Origin of the sequence: Chitinophaga varians (assembly GCF_014529945.1) — a bacterium.
Classification (GTDB): domain Bacteria; phylum Bacteroidota; class Bacteroidia; order Chitinophagales; family Chitinophagaceae; genus Chitinophaga; species Chitinophaga varians.
Genome location: NZ_JACVFB010000004.1, coordinates 499,524 through 521,659 on the forward strand (window position 1 = coordinate 499,524; position 22,136 = coordinate 521,659).

General features: G+C 49.0%; 18 protein-coding genes. 10 read left to right on the top strand and 8 right to left on the bottom strand.

All coding sequences use genetic code 11. From position 1 onward, the window contains the following. Positions 1–6 precede the first annotated feature (6 nt). Positions 7–813 carry a DUF4350 domain-containing protein gene (locus ICL55_RS22395; protein WP_188101550.1) on the top strand — a complete coding sequence of 269 codons (807 nt, stop codon included), beginning with the start codon at positions 7–9 and terminating at the stop codon, positions 811–813. Here ICL55_RS22395 and queG read toward each other — a convergent pair. Then, positions 810–1,730 (bottom strand): tRNA epoxyqueuosine(34) reductase QueG, encoded by a 921-nt coding sequence (gene queG, locus ICL55_RS22400; protein ID WP_188102000.1) that lies wholly within the window; start codon positions 1,728–1,730, stop codon positions 810–812. The genes ICL55_RS22395 and queG overlap by 4 nt on opposite strands. A 75-nt stretch (positions 1,731–1,805) precedes the next feature. Between queG and ICL55_RS22405 the strand changes: the two genes are divergently transcribed. Together ICL55_RS22405 and ICL55_RS22410 are read left to right on the top strand one after the other, a co-directional pair. Further along, a complete protein-coding gene (locus tag ICL55_RS22405) occupies positions 1,806–3,830 on the top strand; it encodes a DUF3857 domain-containing protein (RefSeq protein ID WP_188101552.1) in 2,025 nt (674 codons plus the stop codon). 5 nt (positions 3,831–3,835) lie between these two features. Next, positions 3,836–5,737 (top strand): DUF3857 domain-containing protein, encoded by a 1,902-nt coding sequence (locus ICL55_RS22410; protein WP_188101554.1) that lies wholly within the window; start codon positions 3,836–3,838, stop codon positions 5,735–5,737. Between the two features lie 132 nt (positions 5,738–5,869). Here ICL55_RS22410 and ICL55_RS22415 read toward each other — a convergent pair whose 3' ends face one another. Next, a complete protein-coding gene (locus tag ICL55_RS22415; protein WP_188101557.1) occupies positions 5,870–7,153 on the bottom strand; it encodes an OmpA family protein in 1,284 nt (427 codons plus the stop codon). A 399-nt stretch (positions 7,154–7,552) separates the two neighbouring features. Here ICL55_RS22415 and ICL55_RS22420 point away from each other — a divergent pair, with 399 nt between their 5' ends. Genes ICL55_RS22420 through ICL55_RS22435 form a run of 4 tightly spaced genes read left to right on the top strand, consistent with a single transcriptional unit; the run spans position 7,553 to position 11,573 of the window. Next, on the top strand, positions 7,553–8,656 hold the full coding sequence (locus tag ICL55_RS22420; RefSeq protein ID WP_223151547.1) for a porin: 1,104 nt from the start codon (positions 7,553–7,555) through the stop codon (positions 8,654–8,656). Positions 8,657–8,671: 15 nt separating this feature from the next. Then, positions 8,672–9,874, top strand: a complete 1,203-nt coding sequence (locus ICL55_RS22425) for a quaternary amine ABC transporter ATP-binding protein (protein WP_188101560.1) — start codon at positions 8,672–8,674, stop codon at positions 9,872–9,874. A gap of 11 nt (positions 9,875–9,885) precedes the next feature. Next, the gene (locus tag ICL55_RS22430) at positions 9,886–10,719 is read left to right on the top strand and encodes an ABC transporter permease (protein WP_188101562.1); all 834 of its coding nucleotides are present in this window, start codon (positions 9,886–9,888) and stop codon (positions 10,717–10,719) included. 8 nt (positions 10,720–10,727) lie between these two features. Continuing rightward, positions 10,728–11,573, top strand: coding sequence for a glycine betaine ABC transporter substrate-binding protein (locus tag ICL55_RS22435; protein WP_188101564.1), 846 nt, complete (start codon positions 10,728–10,730; stop codon positions 11,571–11,573). Between the two features lie 127 nt (positions 11,574–11,700). Here the strand turns inward: ICL55_RS22435 and ICL55_RS22440 are convergent, their stop codons facing one another. Continuing rightward, entirely contained in the window at positions 11,701–14,043 is a 2,343-nt protein-coding gene (locus ICL55_RS22440; RefSeq protein ID WP_223151548.1) for a PDZ domain-containing protein, read from the bottom strand. A 206-nt stretch (positions 14,044–14,249) separates the two neighbouring features. On the opposite strand from ICL55_RS22440, the gene clpB reads away from it, so the two are divergent. Together clpB and ICL55_RS22450 are read left to right on the top strand one after the other, a co-directional pair. Then, positions 14,250–16,850, top strand: a complete 2,601-nt coding sequence (gene clpB / locus ICL55_RS22445) for an ATP-dependent chaperone ClpB (protein ID WP_188101566.1) — start codon at positions 14,250–14,252, stop codon at positions 16,848–16,850. 115 nt (positions 16,851–16,965) lie between these two features. Continuing rightward, complete coding sequence (locus ICL55_RS22450) at positions 16,966–17,445, top strand: nucleoside deaminase (RefSeq protein ID WP_188101568.1); 480 nt, start codon at positions 16,966–16,968, stop codon at positions 17,443–17,445. A 179-nt stretch (positions 17,446–17,624) separates the two neighbouring features. On the opposite strand, the gene ICL55_RS22455 is transcribed toward ICL55_RS22450, so the two are convergent. The 4 genes from ICL55_RS22455 to ICL55_RS22470 all read right to left on the bottom strand — a co-directional run bounded on the left by ICL55_RS22455 (position 17,625) and on the right by ICL55_RS22470 (position 20,410). Beyond that, on the bottom strand, positions 17,625–17,972 hold the full coding sequence (locus ICL55_RS22455; protein WP_188101570.1) for an anti-sigma factor family protein: 348 nt from the start codon (positions 17,970–17,972) through the stop codon (positions 17,625–17,627). 18 nt (positions 17,973–17,990) lie between these two features. Further along, positions 17,991–18,572, bottom strand: coding sequence for a sigma-70 family RNA polymerase sigma factor (locus ICL55_RS22460; protein ID WP_188101572.1), 582 nt, complete (start codon positions 18,570–18,572; stop codon positions 17,991–17,993). 148 nt (positions 18,573–18,720) lie between these two features. Continuing rightward, positions 18,721–19,848: a zf-HC2 domain-containing protein gene (locus tag ICL55_RS22465; RefSeq protein WP_281392587.1), complete on the bottom strand. Its 1,128-nt coding sequence runs from the start codon at positions 19,846–19,848 to the stop codon at positions 18,721–18,723. Beyond that, a complete protein-coding gene (locus tag ICL55_RS22470) occupies positions 19,841–20,410 on the bottom strand; it encodes an RNA polymerase sigma factor (RefSeq protein WP_188101574.1) in 570 nt (189 codons plus the stop codon). The genes ICL55_RS22465 and ICL55_RS22470 overlap by 8 nt, the downstream gene beginning before the upstream one ends. Positions 20,411–20,501: 91 nt before the next feature. On the opposite strand from ICL55_RS22470, the gene ICL55_RS22475 reads away from it, so the two are divergent. After that, positions 20,502–21,278: a C40 family peptidase gene (locus tag ICL55_RS22475; protein WP_223151549.1), complete on the top strand. Its 777-nt coding sequence runs from the start codon at positions 20,502–20,504 to the stop codon at positions 21,276–21,278. 94 nt (positions 21,279–21,372) lie between these two features. Here the strand turns inward: ICL55_RS22475 and ICL55_RS22480 are convergent, their stop codons facing one another. After that, a complete protein-coding gene (locus ICL55_RS22480; protein WP_223151550.1) occupies positions 21,373–21,912 on the bottom strand; it encodes an inorganic diphosphatase in 540 nt (179 codons plus the stop codon). Positions 21,913–22,136: the final 224 nt, after the last annotated feature.

Genomic DNA, 22,136 nt, shown 5'->3' on the forward strand with positions numbered 1-22,136 from the left:
CATGTGATGATAAAACGTTTCCTCTTTGCCATATCCGGCTGCCTGCTGGCAACCCTCGCTGCCAGCGCGCAACAGGCCCACCGTCAACCGGTGGTGACGCTGGATTACCACTACAATTACGAACATAAAAAAGATAAAGCCGGTAATACTGTCCGCTGGCACTACATCTGGGACGAAGATGACAGTGGCGGCCTGTCCATATGGGGCCATATCTTCGACTCCCTCGGCATCCGCCGCGATACCCTCCATGACGCACCTACGGCTGCCAATCTTCAGGGATCAGATATCTATATGATCATCGACCCGGATACCGACAAGGAATCGCCCGCTCCTCATTATATGGATGCGGCGGCAGCTAAAGTTATCTACAACTGGGTAAAAGCGGGAGGTGTCCTGGTACTGCTGCAGAACGATTCGCTCAATGCGGAATTTGATCATTTCAATCTGCTGAGTGAGCAGTTTGGCATTCATTTCAACGGCGATAGCCGCAATCGCGTGCAGGGGCGCAACTGGGAACAGGGCGCATTTATATTGCCACCAAACCATGAGATCTTCCCCGGAGTAGGGAAAGTATATATTAAGGAATTATCCACGCTCACGCTGAAAGCGCCTGCCAAAGCCGTGTTTAAAGATAACGGCTACAACATTATGGCAGTGGCCAAAGTAGGGAAGGGCACCGTTTTCGCCGTCGGCGATCCCTGGTTCTACAACGAATATGTGGACGGAAAAAGACTGCCGGCCGAATACCGCAACTACGAGGCAGCCGCTGCGCTCACGGCCTGGCTCAAAAAACAGCTACCAGCCCAACGTTAGGGCTTCGGGTTCAGGAAGTGAAGGTTCCTCCGGATACCGGCGTACTTACTGCGTTTTAGCGGGGAATGCCGGAAAATTTCCCGGAAAGCTTCTTCGGTCATGTCTTCCCAGTCCTGCGTACTGAAATTGAGAATGGCCGGCACCGGCGTGAACTCCGCTTCGGAGTGCGCCTTGGAGAAACGGTTCCAGGGACAAACATCCTGGCACGTGTCGCACCCGAACATCCAGCCGTCAAACTGTCCCTGCATCTTTTCAGGGATAAGCTGCTCTTTCAGCTCTATCGTAAAATAAGAGATACAGCGACTGCCATCCACCACGCCGGGCGCTACCAGCGCGCCGGTGGGACAGGCATCCAGGCAGCGGGTACAGGTGCCACAGTAATCGCCCACCGGACTGTCATATTCCAGCGGGATGTCCGTGATCAGGGTGGCAATGAAAAAGAAAGAGCCTGCCTGCTTGTGGATGAGGTTACCATTCTTGCCTATCCAGCCCAGGCCGCTGCGCCGTGCCCAACTGCGCTCCAGCACCGGTGCGGAGTCTACAAAGCCGCGTCCCTGCACCGGCCCGATGTGTTCCTGCATGCGCAACAACATGGTTTTGAGCCTGGCCCTTATCACCTCGTGATAGTCCTGCCCATAGGCATACTTGGAAACTTGCGGCGCGTCCGGCCGCTGCCGTTCTGAAGGGAAGTAATTGAATAAAAGCGTAATCACGGATTGCGCACCTTCTACCAGTTTACGGGGATCTATCCGCTTGTCGAAGTGATTCTCCATATACTGCATGTTGCCATGCATCCCCTTATTGAGCCAGCGCTCCAGCCGGCGCGCATCATCGTCCAACTGCTCCGCCTTTGCAATGCCGCAATGGTCGAAGCCCAGTTCGGTCGCCAGCTGTTTGATATATAAGGTGTTGTTCATCCCCGCAAAATTACGGATAACATTTAAGCGATTCATAATTTCCGTTATCTTCGTTGCTCAATCCCCTATACCTGTATGAATCGCAAATCCGGTTTATTAACCTTTGTACTGGGTTGTCTGTGTGCCGTAACAACCCTTGCGCAGGATGGCGCTAAAATTAAATATGGCAAAGTTTCCAAAGAAGATTTTACTGTAGCCCCCATCGCCGGCGACTCCGGAGCGCACGCTATCATCCTCTCGAGGATTGGCTCGTCCCGCTTTGAATCCGATGGAAGCTGGTTCCGCATGGTGTTTAAAGTCCATGCCCGTATCAAAATCATCGACAAAAATGCCTACGACCTGGCTACGGTAAAAATTAACCTGTATAAAGGCAGCTCCGACGAGGAAGAAGTGCGCAACCTGAAAGCCTCTGCCTACAACCTCGAAAATGGAGAAGTAGTGGAAACAAAAATGGAGAGCAAAAACATCTTCACCGACAAACAGGATAAAAATATCGTCGTGAAAAAATTCGCGATACCTGCTGTGAAAGAAGGCTCCATTATCGAGTACACCTACACCATCTATTCTCCTTATTACCAATACCTGCGTGCCTGGGACTTCCAGGGAGAATACCCTGTCCGCTATAGTGAATACAGCGTGGGCATCCCGGAATATTTCGACTATATCCAGATCCCGCAGGGATACGAGAAGTTCGAGTCCTCCAAAGAACAAAGCCGTACTACCCTGACTTTCCGATCACAGAGCAACAATGGTTATGGCGGCAATACCGGTCCTACTACCGTGACAACGCTGACGCCCAATGTCACCATTTATAAATGGTCGCTGAAAGATGCACCGGCTATCCGCGACGAAGATTTTATCACTACTACGGATAACTATGTCAACCGGATGGAATTCCAGCTGTCTTCCATCAACTGGCCTAATTCACCTTCCAAGCCCATCAGAAGCACCTGGCCCAAACTGATGGAAGAACTGATGAAAGACGAAAACTTCGGTTCCGCACTGGGTAATAACAACGGCTTCCTGGGCGATGTGGTGGACGGTTTGATAAAGGACGCCAAAACAGAGGAAGAAAAAGCGACTGCCATCTATCATTGGGTAAGGAGCAACTTTACCTGTACGGAGCACTCGGGCGTATGGATTTACAGAAGCCTGAAAACCATCTTCAATAGTAAAAACGGTACGGCTGCGGAAGTAAACCTGTTGCTGGTAGCCATGTTGAAAAGAGCCAAACTGAATGCTTATCCGGTGATCCTCAGTACCCGTGATAATGGCCATATCTATCCGTTTTATCCGTTGCTGTCCCGCTTTAACTATACCATCGCCGGGGTACGTTACGATGATAAGTTCGTCAGCCTCGACGCTTCCGACCCGATGCTGGGGTACGCCCGCCTCTCTCCCCGCTGCTACAACGGGCCTGCCCGTATTGTGGATGAAGAAGCTAATGGCGTGTCTTTCGAAGCAGACTCCCTGCGTGAGCAGAAATTTACCAGCGTGATGTTCGGCAAGGTGGAAAATGGTATGCTGGAAGGTTCTTTCCAGCAAAGGCCGACCTACTTTGAATCCTACAAGGTCCGCAAAATAGTAAAGGAGAAAAATCAGGACGAGTTCTTCGACAAAGTACGCAAGGGTTTTGTAGGTGAAATAGAACTGGCCAATAAAGAGATTGAAGACCTGAAAGTACTGGAGTCTCCGGTGATGTTGAAGTTTGACTTTAAAATCAAACTGGACAACGATCAACTGATATACCTCAACCCCATGTTTACGGAAGCCAACCGCACGAATGCCTTCAAATCAGCGGAGCGCAAATTCCCGGTTGAAATGGAAGCGGTGTTCGATGAGATTTACTCGCTTAACATGGAAGTGCCGGAAGGATACGAAGTAGATGAAATCCCGAAATCAGCTATGGCGAAGTACAACGAAGACGAAGGCGTTTTCCAGTACCTGATCCAGCAGCAGGACAACCATATCCAGCTGCGTTGCCGCGTGAAACTCAACAAAGCCAACTTTGCACCGGAAGACTATCCTTCCCTGCGTGAGTTTTTTGATCTGATCGTGAAAAAACAGGCAGAACAGATCGTGTTAAAAAAGAAAAAGTAATCTCCATGTATAAAATATTGTCATCCCTTGCAGCCACATTGTTTTGCTGTACCAGGCTGATGGCCGGTGATCCGGTATATCCTGTAAAGGCCATTCCGGATGCTATGCAGAAAAATGCCCACCTGGTAAAACGGTTTGAGGAGATCACCCAGACCATCTCCGGCGTCAAAGAAGTAAACATCGTTACCCGTTATGCGCTCACGGTGCTGGATGAGGAAGGTGCCGATGCTACCACGCTGGTACGGGCCTACAGCAAACAGACCGATGTAAGGTCTATCAGTGGCGCATTATACGATGCAGACGGTAAAGTCGTGAAAAGGCTGAAACAGTCAGATATCAAAGACCTGAGCGTGGACGGTGATGGTAGCCTGATGACCGATACCCGGTACAAAGTGCACCGCTTCTATCATAACGTTTACCCCTACACGGTGGAATATGAAGTGGAAGAACGGCTCAATAACACCCTAAACCTCCGCTCCTGGATGCCGCAGCCTAAAAGAGACTGTACGGTGGAATCGTCCCGGTTCGTTGTGATAACGCCGGCAGATTACAAACTGCGTTACTTGGCTTCCGGCGTTAGCGACAAACCAGCCGTGACGGAAAAAGGGAAACTGGTATATACCTGGGAGGTAAAGAATGTTCCTACATTTACGAAAGAGCCTTATTCCAGGGAGTTTGTGGAACTGAGCGCCAACGTGCTGATATCGCCTTCCGCTTTTAAAATAGATGATTACGAAGGCAATAGCTCCAGCTGGGAAGAACTGGGCAAATTCGGCTACATCCTCAATGCCGGCAGAGATGAGTTGCCGGACAATATCAAACAGAAAGTGCAGGAACTGACTGCCGGCCAGTCTTCCAAAGCACAGAAGATACAGACGCTCTATAAATGGATGCAGCAAAATTACCGTTACATCAGTATTCAACTGGGTATCGGCGGATTGCAAACTTTCGATGCCAAAACTGTGGCAGCGAAAGGGTATGGCGATTGTAAGGCGTTGTCTAACTACATGATGGCGCTGCTGAAAGAAGCCGGTATTAAATCGTATTGCGCCTGGGTCAACTCAGGAGAGGGTGAGAAATATCTCAATGAAAAGTTTCCCCGTGATGCCTTCGATCACGTGATCCTGTGTGTACCGGACAAGGATACCACCTGGCTGGAATGTACCAGTGGTACGCTCCCCGCCGGGTACCTGAGCAGCTTCACATCAGATCGCGCCGTATTACTGCTTACAGAAGAAGGTGGAAAGCTGGTGCGCACGCCCGCACTGGGGATGCAGGACAACCGGCAGATACGTACGGTGAATGCTGTGATGCAGGATAATGGCAACCTGAAGGTGACTGCGGTGACGATGCGCAGCGGAGAGCAGCAAGACGAGCTGCATGGCGTCCTGCATACGCTCAGCAAAGACAAACAACTGGAGGTGATGCGTAAATCCCTGGACCTGTCGAGCTATGATGTGGCTAAATATGAGTGTAGGGAGCTACCAGCCGTTGTTCCAGAGATCGAAGAAAAGCTGGACCTCAATTGTAACGCCTATGCAACGGTGACGGGTAAACGTATTTTTATTGTGCCCAATATCCTGAACAGGGGGATCGGTAAACTGGAACCTGATAGTACCCGGAAGTCCGATGTAGTGCTGAAATTTGCATTTGCAGATACCGATTCTGTCAGTATCACCGTGCCAGACGGTTACAAAGCAGAGTCCCTGCCGGCGCCGGTTTCCCTGCAAACAAAATTCGGTAGCTACACCGCCACGGCCACGATGAAAGGCAATACCATCACGTATATCCGTACACTGCAAAGAAAAGCCGGTACTTTCCCGGCTGCTGACTACAACGACTTTGCTAAGTTCTATACTACCATCTATCGGGCAGACCGCAACCGGATGGTGCTGGTAAAGGAATAAAGTCAATTACGAATTAGGAATTACGAATTACGAATTGAGGGCTGTCTCATAGGTAGGTTACTTATTAACCGCTCTATAAGACAGCCCTCAATTCGTAATTCGTAATTCCTAATTCGTAATTTGTATAGTGGTTTATTTTTCGCGAACGCTCACAGAGATATGTCTGTCTTTTTTCCTTTCTTCATCAGGAGCAGTGGCGGCAGCTTTGGCAAACTGCGAGCCATAGCCTTCAGCGCCAAGCAGTTGTTTCATATCTGCTTTTTCATTTTTGAGCGCCGTTTCTACAGCGGTAGCGCGTTCCTGCGACAGTTTCAGGTTCTTGGTGCTGTCACCGGTGCGGTCTGTATAACCACCGATTTTGATTTTAGATTTAGGGAAAGCTTTGAGAATAGCAGCAATGTTTTTTACCTGCTGCATGCTTTCCGGGGTGATCTCTGCGCTGCCGGTTTTGAAGTTGAGGTTATCAAAATCAAACCATACATCTTTTCCGGCCGGGCGGGTGTCGTCTTTGAGGAACGTTACCAGCTGGTCTTCAATACCGCCTTTGTAAGCCTGGAGTACGGTACCGTCAGGGAGGGTGACCTGAATATTTTCGCGGCTCACCACCGGGCCACCTTCTGTTACATGCGTAGCAGCAGAATCGGCCAGTTGACTGGTAGTGATGCTGTCCGTAACGGCGGTGCTTTCCGGCTTGTTGCCGCCACAGCCTCTCATCAGGTACCACAGCAGGATGATGGCCACCAGAATCAGTAGCAGCGACCATATCCAACGGCCGCCACTGGCCTGTTTAACGGTATTGGCGGCGGCTGTAGCTGCGCCGAGGCCGGCGCCTCCGATACCGGCGGCAATGCCACCCAGTTTTTTGCCAAGGTCGCCCAGGCTGGAAAGGCCCAGCATGCCGGCCAGGTTTAGCCCGCCGGGCACGGCGTTTAATATGCTGTCTTTTTGTGTATTCAGGAAGGAAAGGAAAGAATTGGGAGTGAGGTTGTTTTGTGCCGCATATTGCCCGGCTACGCCTAATGTAGCGGGTGTGGCCGTTTGCAGCAGCGTGCTGGCAGAAGATTCCTTAATGCCTGCAAAGGAGGACAACATCCCGGTAATAGAGCTGATTTTGTCGCCAAAGAGGCTGCGCAGCAGATCGCCACCCTTGGCCAGCAGACCGCCGCCACCGCTCTGTAATGCACCAGCCACGGCAGATGGATTGGCATCGCCTGCCACGCCTTTGATCATATTCAATAAACCACCGGCATCCCCACCAGAACCGGCTTTGTTCAATAGCCCCGTTAATACGACCGGTATAATCCCACTTAATGCTTTTTGTATGCCGCCTTCGCTTTCTCCCAGTTGTGAGGAAGCCTGACTAACGACATTACTGTTAAAAATACTTTTTGCACTTTCAAGTAAGTCAAATGACATAATTGTAGGGTTTAATGATGAAGAAATTGTGCTGGAACAGATTGGAATTCAACTGACCTTATAACAATCTCTTCTGCGAGGTTGTTTGATGTTTTTTAAAAAATGCTTGGCAGCTGAGCCATTTTTTTGTATTTTTGCAAAGCTTAACGCAAAATCCGACTGTTTAAAGTGCCTTCCGAGCACAACGCATTACGCTATAACGGTCAATATTTATTGGAAATTTGATCATTTGTCGGGCCATTTCGCGCCCGGTTTTCCTTTTACGCTCGCTGTCAACAGTACAGTGGCATGCCCATAGGTCCCCTATGTCGCCCGGGAATAGATCAGCTTAAACATATTAAATAATTGATGACTATGATTAAATCATTGCATTGGTTGTTGCTATGCTTATTGCTTCTCTTGCCTAGTTTGGTTATTGTTGCACAGGATAGTACGGACACCAGAAAAACAGATAAACCCACCTTTCACATCGGAGGTGCATTACGGTTCAATTACAACCTCTCTTCCTGGAAAAAGGAACAAATGAAAAGAGGAGGCGACTTCGGATTCGATATGTTCCGCATCAATGCGGACGCCTCCTGGAAAAAATTATCACTGCACGCTGAATACCGCTTCTACGCTAAAGATTTTGGTGGCAGTTTTCTCAAAGAAGGATACGTGCGGTACCACTTCAACGACAGTACGCACATCGATATAGGCCTTACACAGGTGCCCTTCGGTAATGTTACCTACAACTCCCATAGCTGGTTTTTTAACCTGCCATACTACGTGGGAAAGGAAGACGATTACGACATGGGGATTAAGTTCGAACGCCGCGCCAACCGCTGGCTATACCAGCTCGCCTTCTTCAAAAATGCAGAAGAACTCAACTTCGGCGATAAGTCGGCCATCGACCCCGGCCGTTATTCCTACGATGTGGCAGGCCGTAACAAAGAAGTCAATCAGGGAAATGCCCGCGTGGAATATTTCCTGAATAAAAATAACAGTATAGGCGCTTCCGTAATGCTGGGCGGATTGTATAACATCCCCTCCGGAAACATGGGAAGCCACTGGGCTGCAGCGGTACACAGCAATCTGAATAAAGACCGCTGGAACCTTAAACTGCAATCCATGTATTACCGGTACAATGTGGCCGATTCGGCTCAACTGGAAAAGCATGTGGAAATGGCCGCCTATGGCTCGTCCTATCAGGTGGCGTCGGAAGCGTTTCTGCACACGGCCTCCTTGTCCTATACGCAACCGGTACACTGGGGGCCTGTCAGCGCATTGACGTTTTATAACGACTACTCCTATATGCAGAAACAAGCCAAAGGGTTTCACAACTCGCAGATGAACGTACTGGGATGTATGATCACTGCAGGCCACATCTTTACTTATATCGATTGGGCCACCGGTAAAAATCATCCCTGGCTGGGGCCTGTATGGGATGAAGCGCTGGCAACAGGTACGCCCGATGCACGATGGCACAGTCGCCTCAACCTGAACATCGGGTACTATTTCTAAACTAAAATCATGATGATGCCTAAACTAAAAATAGAAAACCTTACGCTGATCTTCGGTCGTGAACAGCAAGAAGCGCTGCAGATGCTCCAACAGGGCAAATCAAAGGCGGAAATACTGGAACATACCGGTGCCACTGTAGGCGTAAAAAACGCTTCCTTCGACATCGAAAAGGGAGAGTTTTTTGTGATCATGGGTCTCTCCGGCAGTGGTAAATCCAGCCTCCTGCGCTGTCTTAACCGCCTCATAGAACCCAGTGCGGGCAAGGTGCTGCTCAACAACGTGGATATCACGGCGCTCGCTGAAGCGGACCTGCAAAAGGTACGTCGCAAGGAAATAGCCATGGTGTTCCAGAAGTTCGGCCTGCTGCCGCATCGCTCTGTATTGGAGAATGTAGCATTCGGCCTCGAGCTGCAAGGCTTGCCACCCGCGGAAAGAGGAGAGAAAGCACGTAATGTGATCGAACTGGTTGGCCTCAAAGGCTATGAAAATATGATGCCCGCAGAATTGTCCGGCGGTATGCAGCAACGCGTAGGCCTGGCCCGCGCACTGGCCAACGAGCCGGAAGTGCTGCTGATGGACGAAGCCTTCTCGGCGCTGGACCCACTCATCCGCACACAAATGCAGGATGAACTGCTGGACCTCCAGGAGAAAATGCACAAAACCATTGTGTTCATTACCCACGACCTTGATGAGGCTATCCGTCTGGGCGACCGTATCGCTATCATGAAAGACGGAGAAGTCATCCAGATCGGTACCCCGGAAGAAATTCTTACCACACCGGCCAATGAATACGTGAGCTCCTTCGTGGAAAAAGTAGACCGCAAAGCGATCATCACCGCTTCTTCCCTGATGGACACCAAACCCACCGTGGCGGTGTTCCGGAAAGACGGTCCCGAAGGCAGCCTTCGTAAAATGAGGGCCACCGGCCTTAAAATACTACCGGCCGTGACGGTAGATAAACACTTCCTCGGCTTTGTGTACCTCCACGAAGTGCTCGAAGTAAAACAACGCGGCGATAAAACCATCGAAGCAGTCATCCATCGCGATGTGCCCGTAGCACATCCGGATACCACCGTAGAACAAATGTTGCCCTTCATTGCGGAAACAGATAAACCGGTGGCTGTGGTTAACCCCGCCAATAATAAGCTGCTGGGACTGATATCCCAGACCTCCCTGATAATTGAAACCACGGGTAGCCAGTCTATCCCGCAAGCATAAACGAATTTTGTATGATTAGAATCGGAAAATATATTGAACAATTTATCAATTGGCTCACGCACAATTTCAATCCCTTCTTCAAGATGGTGAAAGCGGGCGTGGAAACCATGGTAGATGGGGTGGTGGGGTTATTCACCTTCCTGCCCTTTTACGTGGTGATCGCACTGGTAGCGCTTCTCGCCTGGAGAAGAGCCGGATGGGGCATCGGTGTGGTGACCGCACTGGGCCTGTCCCTGATCTATGCGATGGGCTATTGGGCGCCTACCATGGAAACACTCTCCCTGATATTGGTGTCTGCCTTTATTGCATTAATAATCGGTATTCCGCTGGGGATATGGGCAGCAAGAAGCAAAACGGCCGGTCGCATCATGCGCCCGCTGCTCGATTTCATGCAGACCATGCCGGCCTTCGTATACCTTATCCCTGCCGTACTTTTCTTTGGACTGGGTAAAGTGCCTGGTGTCTTTGCGACCATTATCTTTGCTATGCCGCCTGCCGTAAGGCTGACCACGCTGGGTATCAGTCAGGTGCCCGATGACATCGTGGAAGCTACCCGCTCTTTTGGCGCTACGCCGCGGCAATTGCTCTTTAAAGTAGAACTGCCGTTGGCACTGCCGACTATTCTGGCAGGTGTTAACCAGACGATCATGATGTCGCTTTCCATGGTGGTGGTATCCGCAATGATTGCCGCCGGCGGCCTCGGGGAAATTGTATTGAAAGGGATTACCCAGCTCAAAATAGGACTGGGCTTCGAAGGTGGTATCGCTGTGGTGATACTGGCCATTATCCTCGACCGTATTACACAGTCATTCGGTAAAAAGAAACTAAAGAAAAACGCTAAATAAACAGACGTATGAAAAAGATTCTCCTCCTCGCGCTGGCAGCGGTAACGTTAACCTTCGCAGCCTGCCAGCAGGGCGATAAAAAAAGCGGTAAGAAAATTACCATCGGTTATGTCAACTGGGCGGAAGGGGTAGCCATGACCCATCTGGCTAAAGTGCTCCTCGAACAACAAGGGTATACCGTTACGCTGAAAAATGCGGATGTGGCGCCCATCTTCGCAGCTGTAGCCGGTGGCGATGCTGACGTGTTCATGGACACCTGGATGCCCGTTACGCATAAAACATACATGGAAACATTCGGTGATAAGGTCACCGTACTCAATACCAACTTTGACAGTGCCAGAATCGGCCTGGTAGTACCTGACTATGTCAGTGCCCGCACCATCGAAGATCTCGCTAAACAGAAAGCTGCCTTCGGCGGTAAAGTGGTAGGCATCGATGCCGGCGCCGGTATCATGACGAAAGCAGAAGATGCTATCCGCGCATACGACCTGGACTATGAATTGCAATCCTCCAGCGAAGCCGCTATGATGGCCACGCTGAAGAAAAACATCGATGAGAAGCAGCCCGTGGTGGTAACAGGATGGGCGCCGCATCACATGTTTGCTCGTTTCAAACTCCGTTTCCTGGAAGATCCTAAAAAAGTGTTCGGGGAAATGGAAAAGATCATGACGATCGCTAACAGCGAATTCACCGTAAAAGATACGGTAGCCGTTAATTTCTTCCGCAAATTCAAACTCAATTCAGAAGAATTAAGTTCCCTCATGAATGCCATGGCCGATGCCGACGGCAGAGAGGACGCTGCGGTGAAACAATGGATCAGCCAACACGAAGCACTGGTAAAAGAATGGATGTAGATTTTTGATTTTCGATTTTTTGATGTTGGAATGTCGGGAATTTAAAAGCGAAGACGGTAGCGGAAATGAAAATCGCTATTGTCTTCGCTTTTAAATTCCCAAAATGCTGAAATCAAAAAATCGAAAATCAAAAAATGATTTGTTGTGTTTGATTCCGGAAGATCGTCAGTTTTTTAGGTTTATCTCCCTGACGGCTATACGTATTCAGAAGATCACTTACCTTTTGCACAACGGTATCTCCTGCTTTTAAGATCACATCACCCGCTTGTAACCGGTAAGGAAAGTTGTCCGGCACGCTCATAATATATACACCGTTATCATCCGGTAACCCGGCTGCGGAGCGTTCTCCCAGCGTTTCAATGTTTTTGATGCGGGCGCCCAGCCAGGTAGTTTCAGAAGTGCTCAGCAGCCGCTGTTGCACCAGCACGGGCAATGGCGCTTTTTTCGCCAGCTGCCGCAGCGCTGGGGACACTACGCCAAAACTATCCATGGGGAAGTTGTTGAACACGATCCGAAGGGCAGGGGAGCCGGATTTCACCCGGTAGTCGCCCGCAATCGGATTTACAAATCCTGCATCGCCGGAAAGGGAATGTTTGTCGGTTTCCACAGGATGGTCTGTATTTTCCGGGAAAAGATTGTTATCTACTTCATCGCCCCAGAAATGGATGCCTATGGGTTTGTAGGCGCTGGTAACGATATTGTGCCGGAAGATATCATGGCTGTTCTCAAACCATACATGCGGGTGGAATGAGTTGTTAAGGATAACATTGTTCTCCACGGTCCTGTAGAAGCCTTCGCGTAGTTTAAGGCCACCATTGAGGCACACATTGTTGTAGATATAATAATTGGAAGAGCCGTCATCCAGATCTATGTCCCAGCCATGATCGCAGCGGAAGCGGTTGTTGTGCAGCCGGGTGGTATAGATGGCGTCCAGCAGAATAAGCTCGGGATGAGCGGCCGTCAGACTGTCCATGATGTGACGGTTAGGATGCCAGTAGCGGTCCCGCCCCCAGGAGTTAAATGCGCCATGATCGCCTGTTTCCAGCACGGTGTTAAATACATCATTGTAGGCGATGTCATGGCCGCCGAAAGTACCTTCACTCACGTTGATGCCTGCACGTGGCACATCGTAGATGGTGTTATGCAGTACGCTGATATTCATCGCCATGGATAACTGTATGCCGGCCGTTTGTTTTTCGATGGTGCCGGTACGGTAAATCAGGTTGTTGTAGGCTGTACAGGAATCTGGATAGTGGCTGGTTTTAGGACCGTGTACCGTATCGATGGCCACCAATGGCTGCGACTCATTATACTCAAACAACGGGGAACGAACGGCATCCGGATTACCCACAAAACAGATACCACTGCCGCCGGCATCATGAATATGACATCCGCTGATGCGTGCGTGACGGTTGTAGTTGCTCACAAATACGGCATTGCCGCCGTTATGGTCAAACTCACAATCCCGGATGGTACAATGCTCGGTGCCGTCCAGCAGGAGGGTGCCGCCGCGATAGATGGTCCAGTCGCTGCGCAGCAGCGGTTCGCGTGTGTCCATAAACGTGGGGGCGGTATGTGCAAAGCGCAGATGGGCAATGGTCACATTCCGTACCGGATCGTCTGCGCTGCCTTTCAGCGCTATCACCTGCTGCAGCCGGGATACCACTACGCTGGCTTTGGACAGGCGCGTGCCGGCTGCCGGCTTATAATACAGTGTTTTATTAGGTTGATCATAGAACCATTCGCGGGCCGTATCCAGCTCTTCGAAAATATTCTCCACAAAACGATGGGTGGCATGCATGCCCATTTGCCGGTTGTTCTGATAACCGCCTTCCAGTTGAAGGGTATAGTCCGGGTTTACGCCGGTGATGCGGTAATGATAACCGCCCCATTCTCCTCTATGTAAAGCGTGAACATAACCGCCCTGCGGATGTTTCCACGTTTTTATCCTCTCCGGGCTGAGGGCGTCGGCGGCGCTGCCGTTGTAATGTCGTGCGCTGCTGTCATAGTTGGGATAGCGGGCGCGTACCTGTTGTATATCATTGATGTACAGTTGATCAAAGTTGTAAGGCAGGTCCAGGGAGGCTTTATAGATACCTCGCTTCCAGCGCCGCCATTTTACCTTTACCGGTTGGCCACCACTGAGGGTGACGCTGTCTCCCGGGTTGGCAGGCATAAAAACGATCCCGCCGCTGCCGGTAGCCATTTCCGGTGTGATAACCAGCGTGGTATCCAGGTAATAGGTGCCGGGCTTTGTAAACACGATGGCCAGTGTTTTACCCGGATAAGCTGCTCGTCTCTCCCGGATAGCCTGCTGCAGCCTGATTGTGTTATTGTAAAGGGGTGGCAGGAAGCCCGGGATGTCTGCATAGATATATGCGGTATCATTAGAAACACGTTCCTGGGCCACAGTAGCCAGCGGCCCGGTCAGGGCCATCAGCAGGAAGAGATAGAGGTTGATAGATTTCATCGCTCACATATTAGAGAAACGCTAATATACGGCGTTGATTCCAAGTCTTTCATGCAATTTTAGCAGTTAATAAGCTTATCTTCTGCTAAAAATGCAGGAAACTTATACGTAATATGTCATAATTTCCGAAAAACAACATTGGTGCAGGCTTTGTTAATACAACAGCACGTTTGTAAATCACTAAAAAAGGAGCAAAATATTACTATATGAACTTGAATAACTTCACTATAAAATCGCAGGAAATACTGCAACAGGCACAGCAACTGGCATTTAATAACCAAAACCAGGCGATCGAAACAGGGCATATCCTGAAAGCTCTGCTGGAAGATAACGACAGCCCGGTAGAATACCTGCTGAAAAAGAACGCTGTAAATACCAGTCTGCTCAACACCAAACTCAATGAGCAGCTGCAGAAATATCCTAAGATCGCGGGCGGCGAAGCCGGACAGGTACTGAGCCGCGACGCCAATAACACGTTACTGCGTGCAGGCGCCACCATCAAGGAATTTAAAGATGAGTTTGTAAGTGTGGAACATCTGCTGCTGGCCCTCCTCGGTGGTAGCGATGATACCTCCAAACTGCTGAAAGATGCCGGTCTCACCGAGAAAGGCCTCAAAGCAGCCATCAAAGAATTACGTAAGGGCGAAACCGTTAATTCCCAAAGCGGCGGCACCCAATTCAATACTTTACAGAAATACGCTAAAAACCTGAACGAGCTGGCCCGCGAAGGCAAGCTGGACCCGGTGATCGGCCGTGATGAGGAAATCCGCAGGACCCTGCATATCCTCTCCCGCAGATCTAAAAACAACCCGATACTGGTAGGTGAACCGGGCGTAGGTAAAACCGCTATCGTAGAAGGCCTGGCACACCGTATCCTCAATGGCGACGTGCCGGAGAACCTGAAATCAAAAACCATCTATGGCCTCGACATGGGCGCACTCATGGCAGGCGCCAAGTACCGTGGTGAGTTTGAAGAAAGGCTGAAAGCAGTCGTAAAAGAAGTGACCGACAGTGATGGAGACATCATCCTCTTTATTGATGAGATCCATACCCTGATCGGCGCCGGCGCCATGGAAGGCGCTATGGACGCTGCCAACATCCTGAAGCCAGCGCTCGCCCGCGGTGAGCTCCGTGCTATCGGCGCCACTACGCTCAACGAATACCAGAAATACTTCGAGAAAGATAAGGCATTGGAACGCCGCTTCCAGAAAGTACTGGTGGATGAGCCCAGTGTGGAAGACGCTATCTCTATCCTCCGTGGCCTGAAAGAAAGATATGAAAGCCATCACCATGTGCTGATCAAAGACGAAGCGATCATCGCAGCAGTGGAACTGTCGCACCGTTATATCACCGACCGTTTCCTGCCCGACAAAGCGATCGACCTGATCGATGAAAGTGCAGCTAAACTGCGCCTGGAAATGAACTCCATGCCGGAAGAACTGGATGAACTGGAAAGAAGGATACGGCAGCTGGAAATTGAAAAAGAAGCGATTAAAAGAGAAAATGATGAAGATAAACTCAGGGAGCTGAGTGAAGAAATAGCCCGCCTCAGCGAAGAACGGAATACGTTCAAAGCAAAGTGGCAGGCAGAAAAAGAAGTGGTTGATAAGATCCAGGGCGCTAAATCCGCTATCGAAAACCTGAAACTCGAAGCTGAACAGGCAGAGCGTAACGGTGATTTCGGTCGGGTTGCTGAAATACGCTACGGTAAAGTGAAAGAACAAGAGAAACTGGTACAGGACCTTACAGAAGAACTGAGTACAATATCTGCGCACAACAAACGTCTTCTTAAAGAGGAAGTAGATGCGGAAGACATCGCGGAAAATGTGGCCAAAGCTACCGGTATCCCTGTAGCGAAGATGATGCAGAGCGAGAAAGATAAACTGCTGCACCTCGAAGAAGAGTTACACCGCCGCGTGGTAGGACAGGAAGAAGCAATCATCGCCGTGTCCGACGCTATCCGTCGCAGCCGCGCCGGTTTGCAGGACCCGCGCCGACCTATCGGTTCCTTCATCTTCCTGGGTACAACCGGCGTAGGTAAAACCGAGCTGGCCAAAGCACTGGCCGAATACCTGTTCGATGATGATCAGATGATGACCCGCATCGACATGAGTGAATACCAGGAGAAACATTCCGTAAGCCGCCTGGTGGGCGCGCCTCCGGGATATGTAGGATACGATGAAGGCGGTCAGCTGACAGAAGCTGTGCGCCGTAAACCATACTCTGTGGTACTGCTCGATGAAATCGAAAAAGCGCACCCGGACACTTTTAACATTCTGTTACAGGTACTCGATGATGGCCGTCTCACCGACAACAAAGGCCGCGTGGTGAATTTCAAAAACACCATCATCATCATGACCAGCAACATGGGCAGCCATATTATCCAGGAGAATTTTGAAAACATTAACGATTCTAACAGAGAGGAAGTAGTTGACAAGACGAAAGAAGAAGTAATGGCACTGCTGAGGACCACCATTCGACCAGAGTTCCTCAACAGGGTGGATGAAGTGATCATGTTCCAGCCACTCATGAGAGATGAGATTAAAGGAATAATTAACATTCAGTTACAACAACTGAAGGACATGGTGGCAAAAAATGGCATGATATTGGAATTTTCTGATTATGCACTGGAGTATCTTTCTGTACAGGGTTACGATCCGCAGTTTGGAGCAAGGCCACTGAAAAGATTAATACAGAAAGAAATCATCAACCTGCTCAGCAAAAAAATACTGGCAGGGGACATTGATAAATCCAAACCTGTGCTGATCGACGTGTTCGACGGCGTGGTAGTCATCAGAAACAAATAATAAGAGCAATTCTAAATACGACGATACATAGTTAACGATAAACCCCGCGATTCTTCGCGGGGTTTTTTTATGCCTTCTTTTCGGTAAATTTGAATGAATCAATATTTGTAGTGCTATGATAGGGGAAAGAGAACGGAAATTCATGCAATATGCAGTGGCCTTGTCCCGCAAGGGAATGGAGCAGGGAGATGGTGGCCCTTTCGGGTCTATCGTTGTGAGAGGAGAGGAGATCGTGGGGCAGGGATGGAACCAGGTGCTATGCGAAAATGATCCTACCGCCCATGCGGAAGTAATGGCCATCCGCGATGCCTGCAGAAGGCTGGGCACTTTCCAGCTGACAGACTGCGAAATCTATACATCCTGTGAACCGTGTCCCATGTGCCTGGGCGCTATTTATTGGGCGAGGCCTTCAAAAGTGTATTACGCTAATACCAAGGAAGATGCTGCTGCTATCAATTTCGATGACTCCTTCATTTACCGGGAGATCGCAGTGCCGCATGAAGAAAAGAAAATCCCGCTGATAGCGCTGCGGGATGAAGATGCACTGAGCGTATTCCAACAGTGGGAAGCTTTGAATAATAAAACCCTGCATTGAGGCATTAGTTATTTAATCATTTAGTTATTTAATCATTTAATGATTGGATTTACGGATTTTTGAATGGCCTGATTTTGGTATTTTTTCCCTTATATCATTCGCTGTATGCCAAATCACTACATCAGGAAATTCCAAAATCACTACATCAAAATGAAAAAATAACTAAATAACTAAATTGCTCAATGAGAAAAGTGGTATGCCCAGAACATCGCCAGTAGCAGGAAAATGATACAGAGGATAATAACGGCGAGGGGTATATAATTTTCTGTTTTCCTGCGGGTGCGGTATTTCTTCCGCAATTTTTTCAGGAGGTCCCACTTCATTTCGCTGATCCATCCGGGAATTTTTTCCTTGTCTTTGATATTAGACAGGCCTTCCAGGGCTTCACTGCAAAACTCACAATCAGTCAGGTGCATTTCCACTTCGTGTTGTTCCTCCGCTGACAGCTTGCCCTGCACATAGTCCAGTAGCTGCTGTTGTGAAGGACAGCCCGTAGTGACAAATATATCATTGAAATGCTCGTTCATATCGCTATTTGATGCAAATTAACGCTTGTTTGCGCGTTGTTGTTTTTCCAGTATTAATTTGAGATTACGTTTACCATTCTGGATGTAGCTTTTTACCTGCAACAGACTGAAACCTGTTTGGTCGGCTATTTCCTGGTAAGATTTCTTTTGCAGGTAGAAGAGTTCCACACAGATTTTCTGTTCCGGATTCAGAAAACCCAGGGCCTGTTCCATGTTGCTGAGCATCAGGTCTTTTTCCTGATGTTGTCGCTGATCTTCGGGATCTGCGGCCAGTTCCCCTGCATGTTTGTCGGTAATCTCTTCCCGGTATTTCAGGTGTTGCTGCCGTAACTGCATGAGGCAGTAGTTTTTGGCCACCTGGTATATCCAGGCGCGAAAAAACTGTATCTCATGTTTGTTGACGTCAGATAACACCTTCAGAAAGATCTGTTGCACGGCGTCGCGTGCGTCTTCTTCATTTTTCAGGTATTTCATGCACATACCCAGTAATAACAGGGCATAGCGGTCAAAAAGCACACCTATCCATTCACTGTTTTGATCAGTTTTGAACCGTTGCAGTAACTCCTGGTCTGTTAGTTGTTGTATCGCTGGATTATTCACAGGCTAAAAAGAATGCTGTCTGTAAGATGCAGACAGCCGGAAAATCCATAAAGCTAAGAAATTATGGATTGTAAATATGCGTACTTAAGATAATTCCAAAGTCAGTTATCAAAATCAGTAGATAGCTAAATATCAAAATCCCTAAATATTACATGCTGTCCAGCGCTTGTTGTGCGTTGTTTTTGAGAGAGCCGTCCATCCGTATTACTTCCCGGAACAGGCGGCGGGCTTTGCCCATCTGCCCTTTGCTGCGGTAGCAGATCGCCAGCTGATAGGTGGCCATTTCCGCGTATTTGCCGGAGCTATTGGCGGCAATTCGTTTGTATCTGTCGATGGCTTCGCCGAGGTTGCCTTGTTGTTGGTATACCATGGCTGCCTTATAGAGGTATTCGTCGCTATTGACAGGTTCGGCGGCAGGAGGGGTCTCTTTTTTGGGCTGCGGCGCCGGTTCTTTTACTTCTTGTTTGGGTTCAGGCTGCGGTTCCGGTTTTTTGTTGTCGCTGTCATTGCCCTTTTCCTTTTCTTTTTTCAGGGAATCCTGTTGCTTCTGAAGGGCCAGGGCTTTGCGGATGCTGTCAGCCGCATGTTTTTTCTGCTGCGCTTTCAACGCGGCGGCTTTCGCTTTGGCGATAGAATCGGCTGCAGTAGGGCGTACCGGAACCGGTATGGCCGTGGCGGGCTGACCGGCGGTGGTGGCCGGTGCGGCCGGTTTGGTAGCCGGCGTGGTGGTGGCAGGCGTGGCAGCAGTATGATGCCCGGGCGCCGGTGCCGGTTGTTCCGCTGTCACAATAGGTTGATTGGTCACTTCTCCGGAAGGGGAAGTGGCGGAATCTTTCGCGGGAGGCTGGGCAGCGGACAGCATACGGGGTGGGGGCGGCGGCTGGTTGCGCAGATGACCGCGCAATACATATACGCTCGCTATCCCGATTACCAGAAAGGCGATCAGCCAGAAATACACCAGGAGGCTTTCTTTGGTCTTTTCCTTTTTGGTGTACTGGGCTACCTTATGGACATGGGATACCGGTTGTATACTGTCATGTATATAACGCTGGAGTTTGCCGGTCAATTCCTGGTACTGCTCGTTACCTGCTTCCCGTTCCAGCGCCTGAAGGGCGTCAAAACAAAGGTCGCAGTCGGCAAGATGTTGCTCTACGAGGTGTTTTTCAATGTCTGTCAGTCGCCCTTCCATATATCGGGGTAACTGATCTTTGCTGAGACAACGGATACCGGAAAATACCTTTAAAATTTTTTCATTGTTTGGTTTACTACTAAACATAACCCTGATTCATATATAGCTTGGCAAGTTTCCCCTTGGCTGCTTTCAGCTGGTTCCTCAGTTTTTCACGTGTTATTCCCATGGCAGCGGTCAGATCGGCAAAGCTTTTATTATCAATATAGAACTGCGTTATCAGATCACGGTCGTCGGCATTCATCCGCTGAAGGGCCTGTTCGAGCCTTACGGCCAGGTCCTGACGGTCGATGATATTGGTACCTGCTTTTTCGACTTTGTTCTCAATATGCAACAGGTCCCTGCCATCCCGTGACGGGTAGAAGGGGATATTTTTGTCAGGATTATTGAAATATCCTTTCTGAATGTGTAATATCCATTCGTTGGCTTTGTAAATAGTCTGGGTTTTAAGACTGGCGCTGAGCCGTTGCAACAGGGTGGGAAATACGATGTTGGGGTCTGGCTTTGGGGCTTTATCCAGATAAGGTAGTGTAATGGCCACCAGTAAATGACTATACCTGTCCATTAGTACACCTTCTGCTTCCCGGTCTTGTTTCCGGGCACGGGATATAAGTTCCTTATCTGATAAATTGGTTAACTGTTGGTGCATAAACTTAATACTCTATATTTACGTATAAAAGCGGAAAAAGTTCATTCAGACGCGAGATTATTGGATTAAAAAACGGAATTATACAATTAATATGCCATACGCGATCGTTGTTGTGCCCGTAGCACCCCTCAGGGCAACCGCCGCACACAGAAGTGAAATGATTTCCCAGCTGCTTTGGGGCGAAGGGGTGGAAATCATCAACACAGCCCCCGACGGATGGGTGGAAGTGGTTAACCAGTACGACGGCTATACCGGCTGGGCTTCCCAGTCACACCTCGAAGAAGTTTCCGAAGAGATATACCTGGCCCCGGCTACCCACTACCTGCAGGAATGGAACAATGAAATCCTGCTCAACGGTCAACCTATGATCGTACCCTTTGGTTGTTTGTTGAAAGGGTATACCAACCTTTCCGCAAAATGGGGAAATACACAGGTGACTTTATTAGAGAAACCTCCTATACTGCCTGCAGCAGGAACGCCGGTGAATGTGAAACATCTGCTGGCAGATGCGATGAAATTTCTGAATACGGCTTATCTCTGGGGCGGTAGGAATGTCTTTGGGGTGGATTGCTCCGGTTTTGTACAAAATGTATTTAAACTGTCGGGGATACCTTTACTCCGCGATGCGTCGCAACAAGCTACACAGGGTACCACGGTCGACTTTCTACAGGAAGCCAGGCTGGGGGACCTCGCCTTTTTTGATAACCCGGAAGGAAGAATTACCCATGTGGGCCTCTTGCTCAATGATCACGAAATCATCCACTCTTCCGGTAAGGTACGCATAGATCCGATCGACAACCAGGGTATCATTAATGCTGATACCCACCTCAGAACGCACCAGCTGCGGATTATCAAAAGATTCTTTTAAAATTCCTTGATTTTCGATTTTTGAATTTTGAGATTTCGGGAGATGTCCGACAAAATCTCAAAATTCAAAAATCGAAAATCAAAAAATAGGTTATTTAGCTTTGTTTGAAGATCTTCCTGTAATCTTCGAAGCTCTGGTGAATGATCTGTTCCGCTTTTTCCTTGTTCTGGAATTCTTCCACGATTACAGATTTTTTCTCCAGTCTCTTGTACTCTTCGAAGAAGTGTCTCATTTCGTCAATAAAATGAGGCGGCAGTTCAGAGATATCATTGATGTGGTTTACGCTCATATCGTTTGCTGCCACGGCGATGATTTTATCATCCGCCTCGCCACCGTCTACCATCTGCATTACACCAATCACTTTGGCTTCAATGATGCACATCGGTACACATTCTACCTGAGACAGTACCAGGATATCCAGTGGATCATGGTCATCGCAGTAAGACTGTGGAATGAAACCATAATTGGCAGGATAGTATACAGAGGAATATAAAACGCGGTCCAGCTTCAGCAAACCGCTTTCTTTGTCCAGTTCATATTTGGCACGGCATCCCTTTGGAATCTCGATAATGGCATTTACAATGTGTGGTACCTCAGATCCGGGACTCACACTGTGCCAGGGATTTGTCATCATAATAATCTACTTTTCTGCTTTTAAGGTTTATTGTTCAATATTGTATTAATGTTTGAAAAGTGAATACAGTATTCACCTCACTTTTCATGAAGATATGGTCAGTGGCTTCCCTTGTTGGCCCTTGGAAATCAATTGCCCCTGCCCATTCATGCATCGGCAAAATTAAGGCAACTGATGATTAATAGCTAAAAATTATCCCTTTCTTACCCAAAAAAGCATGGAAA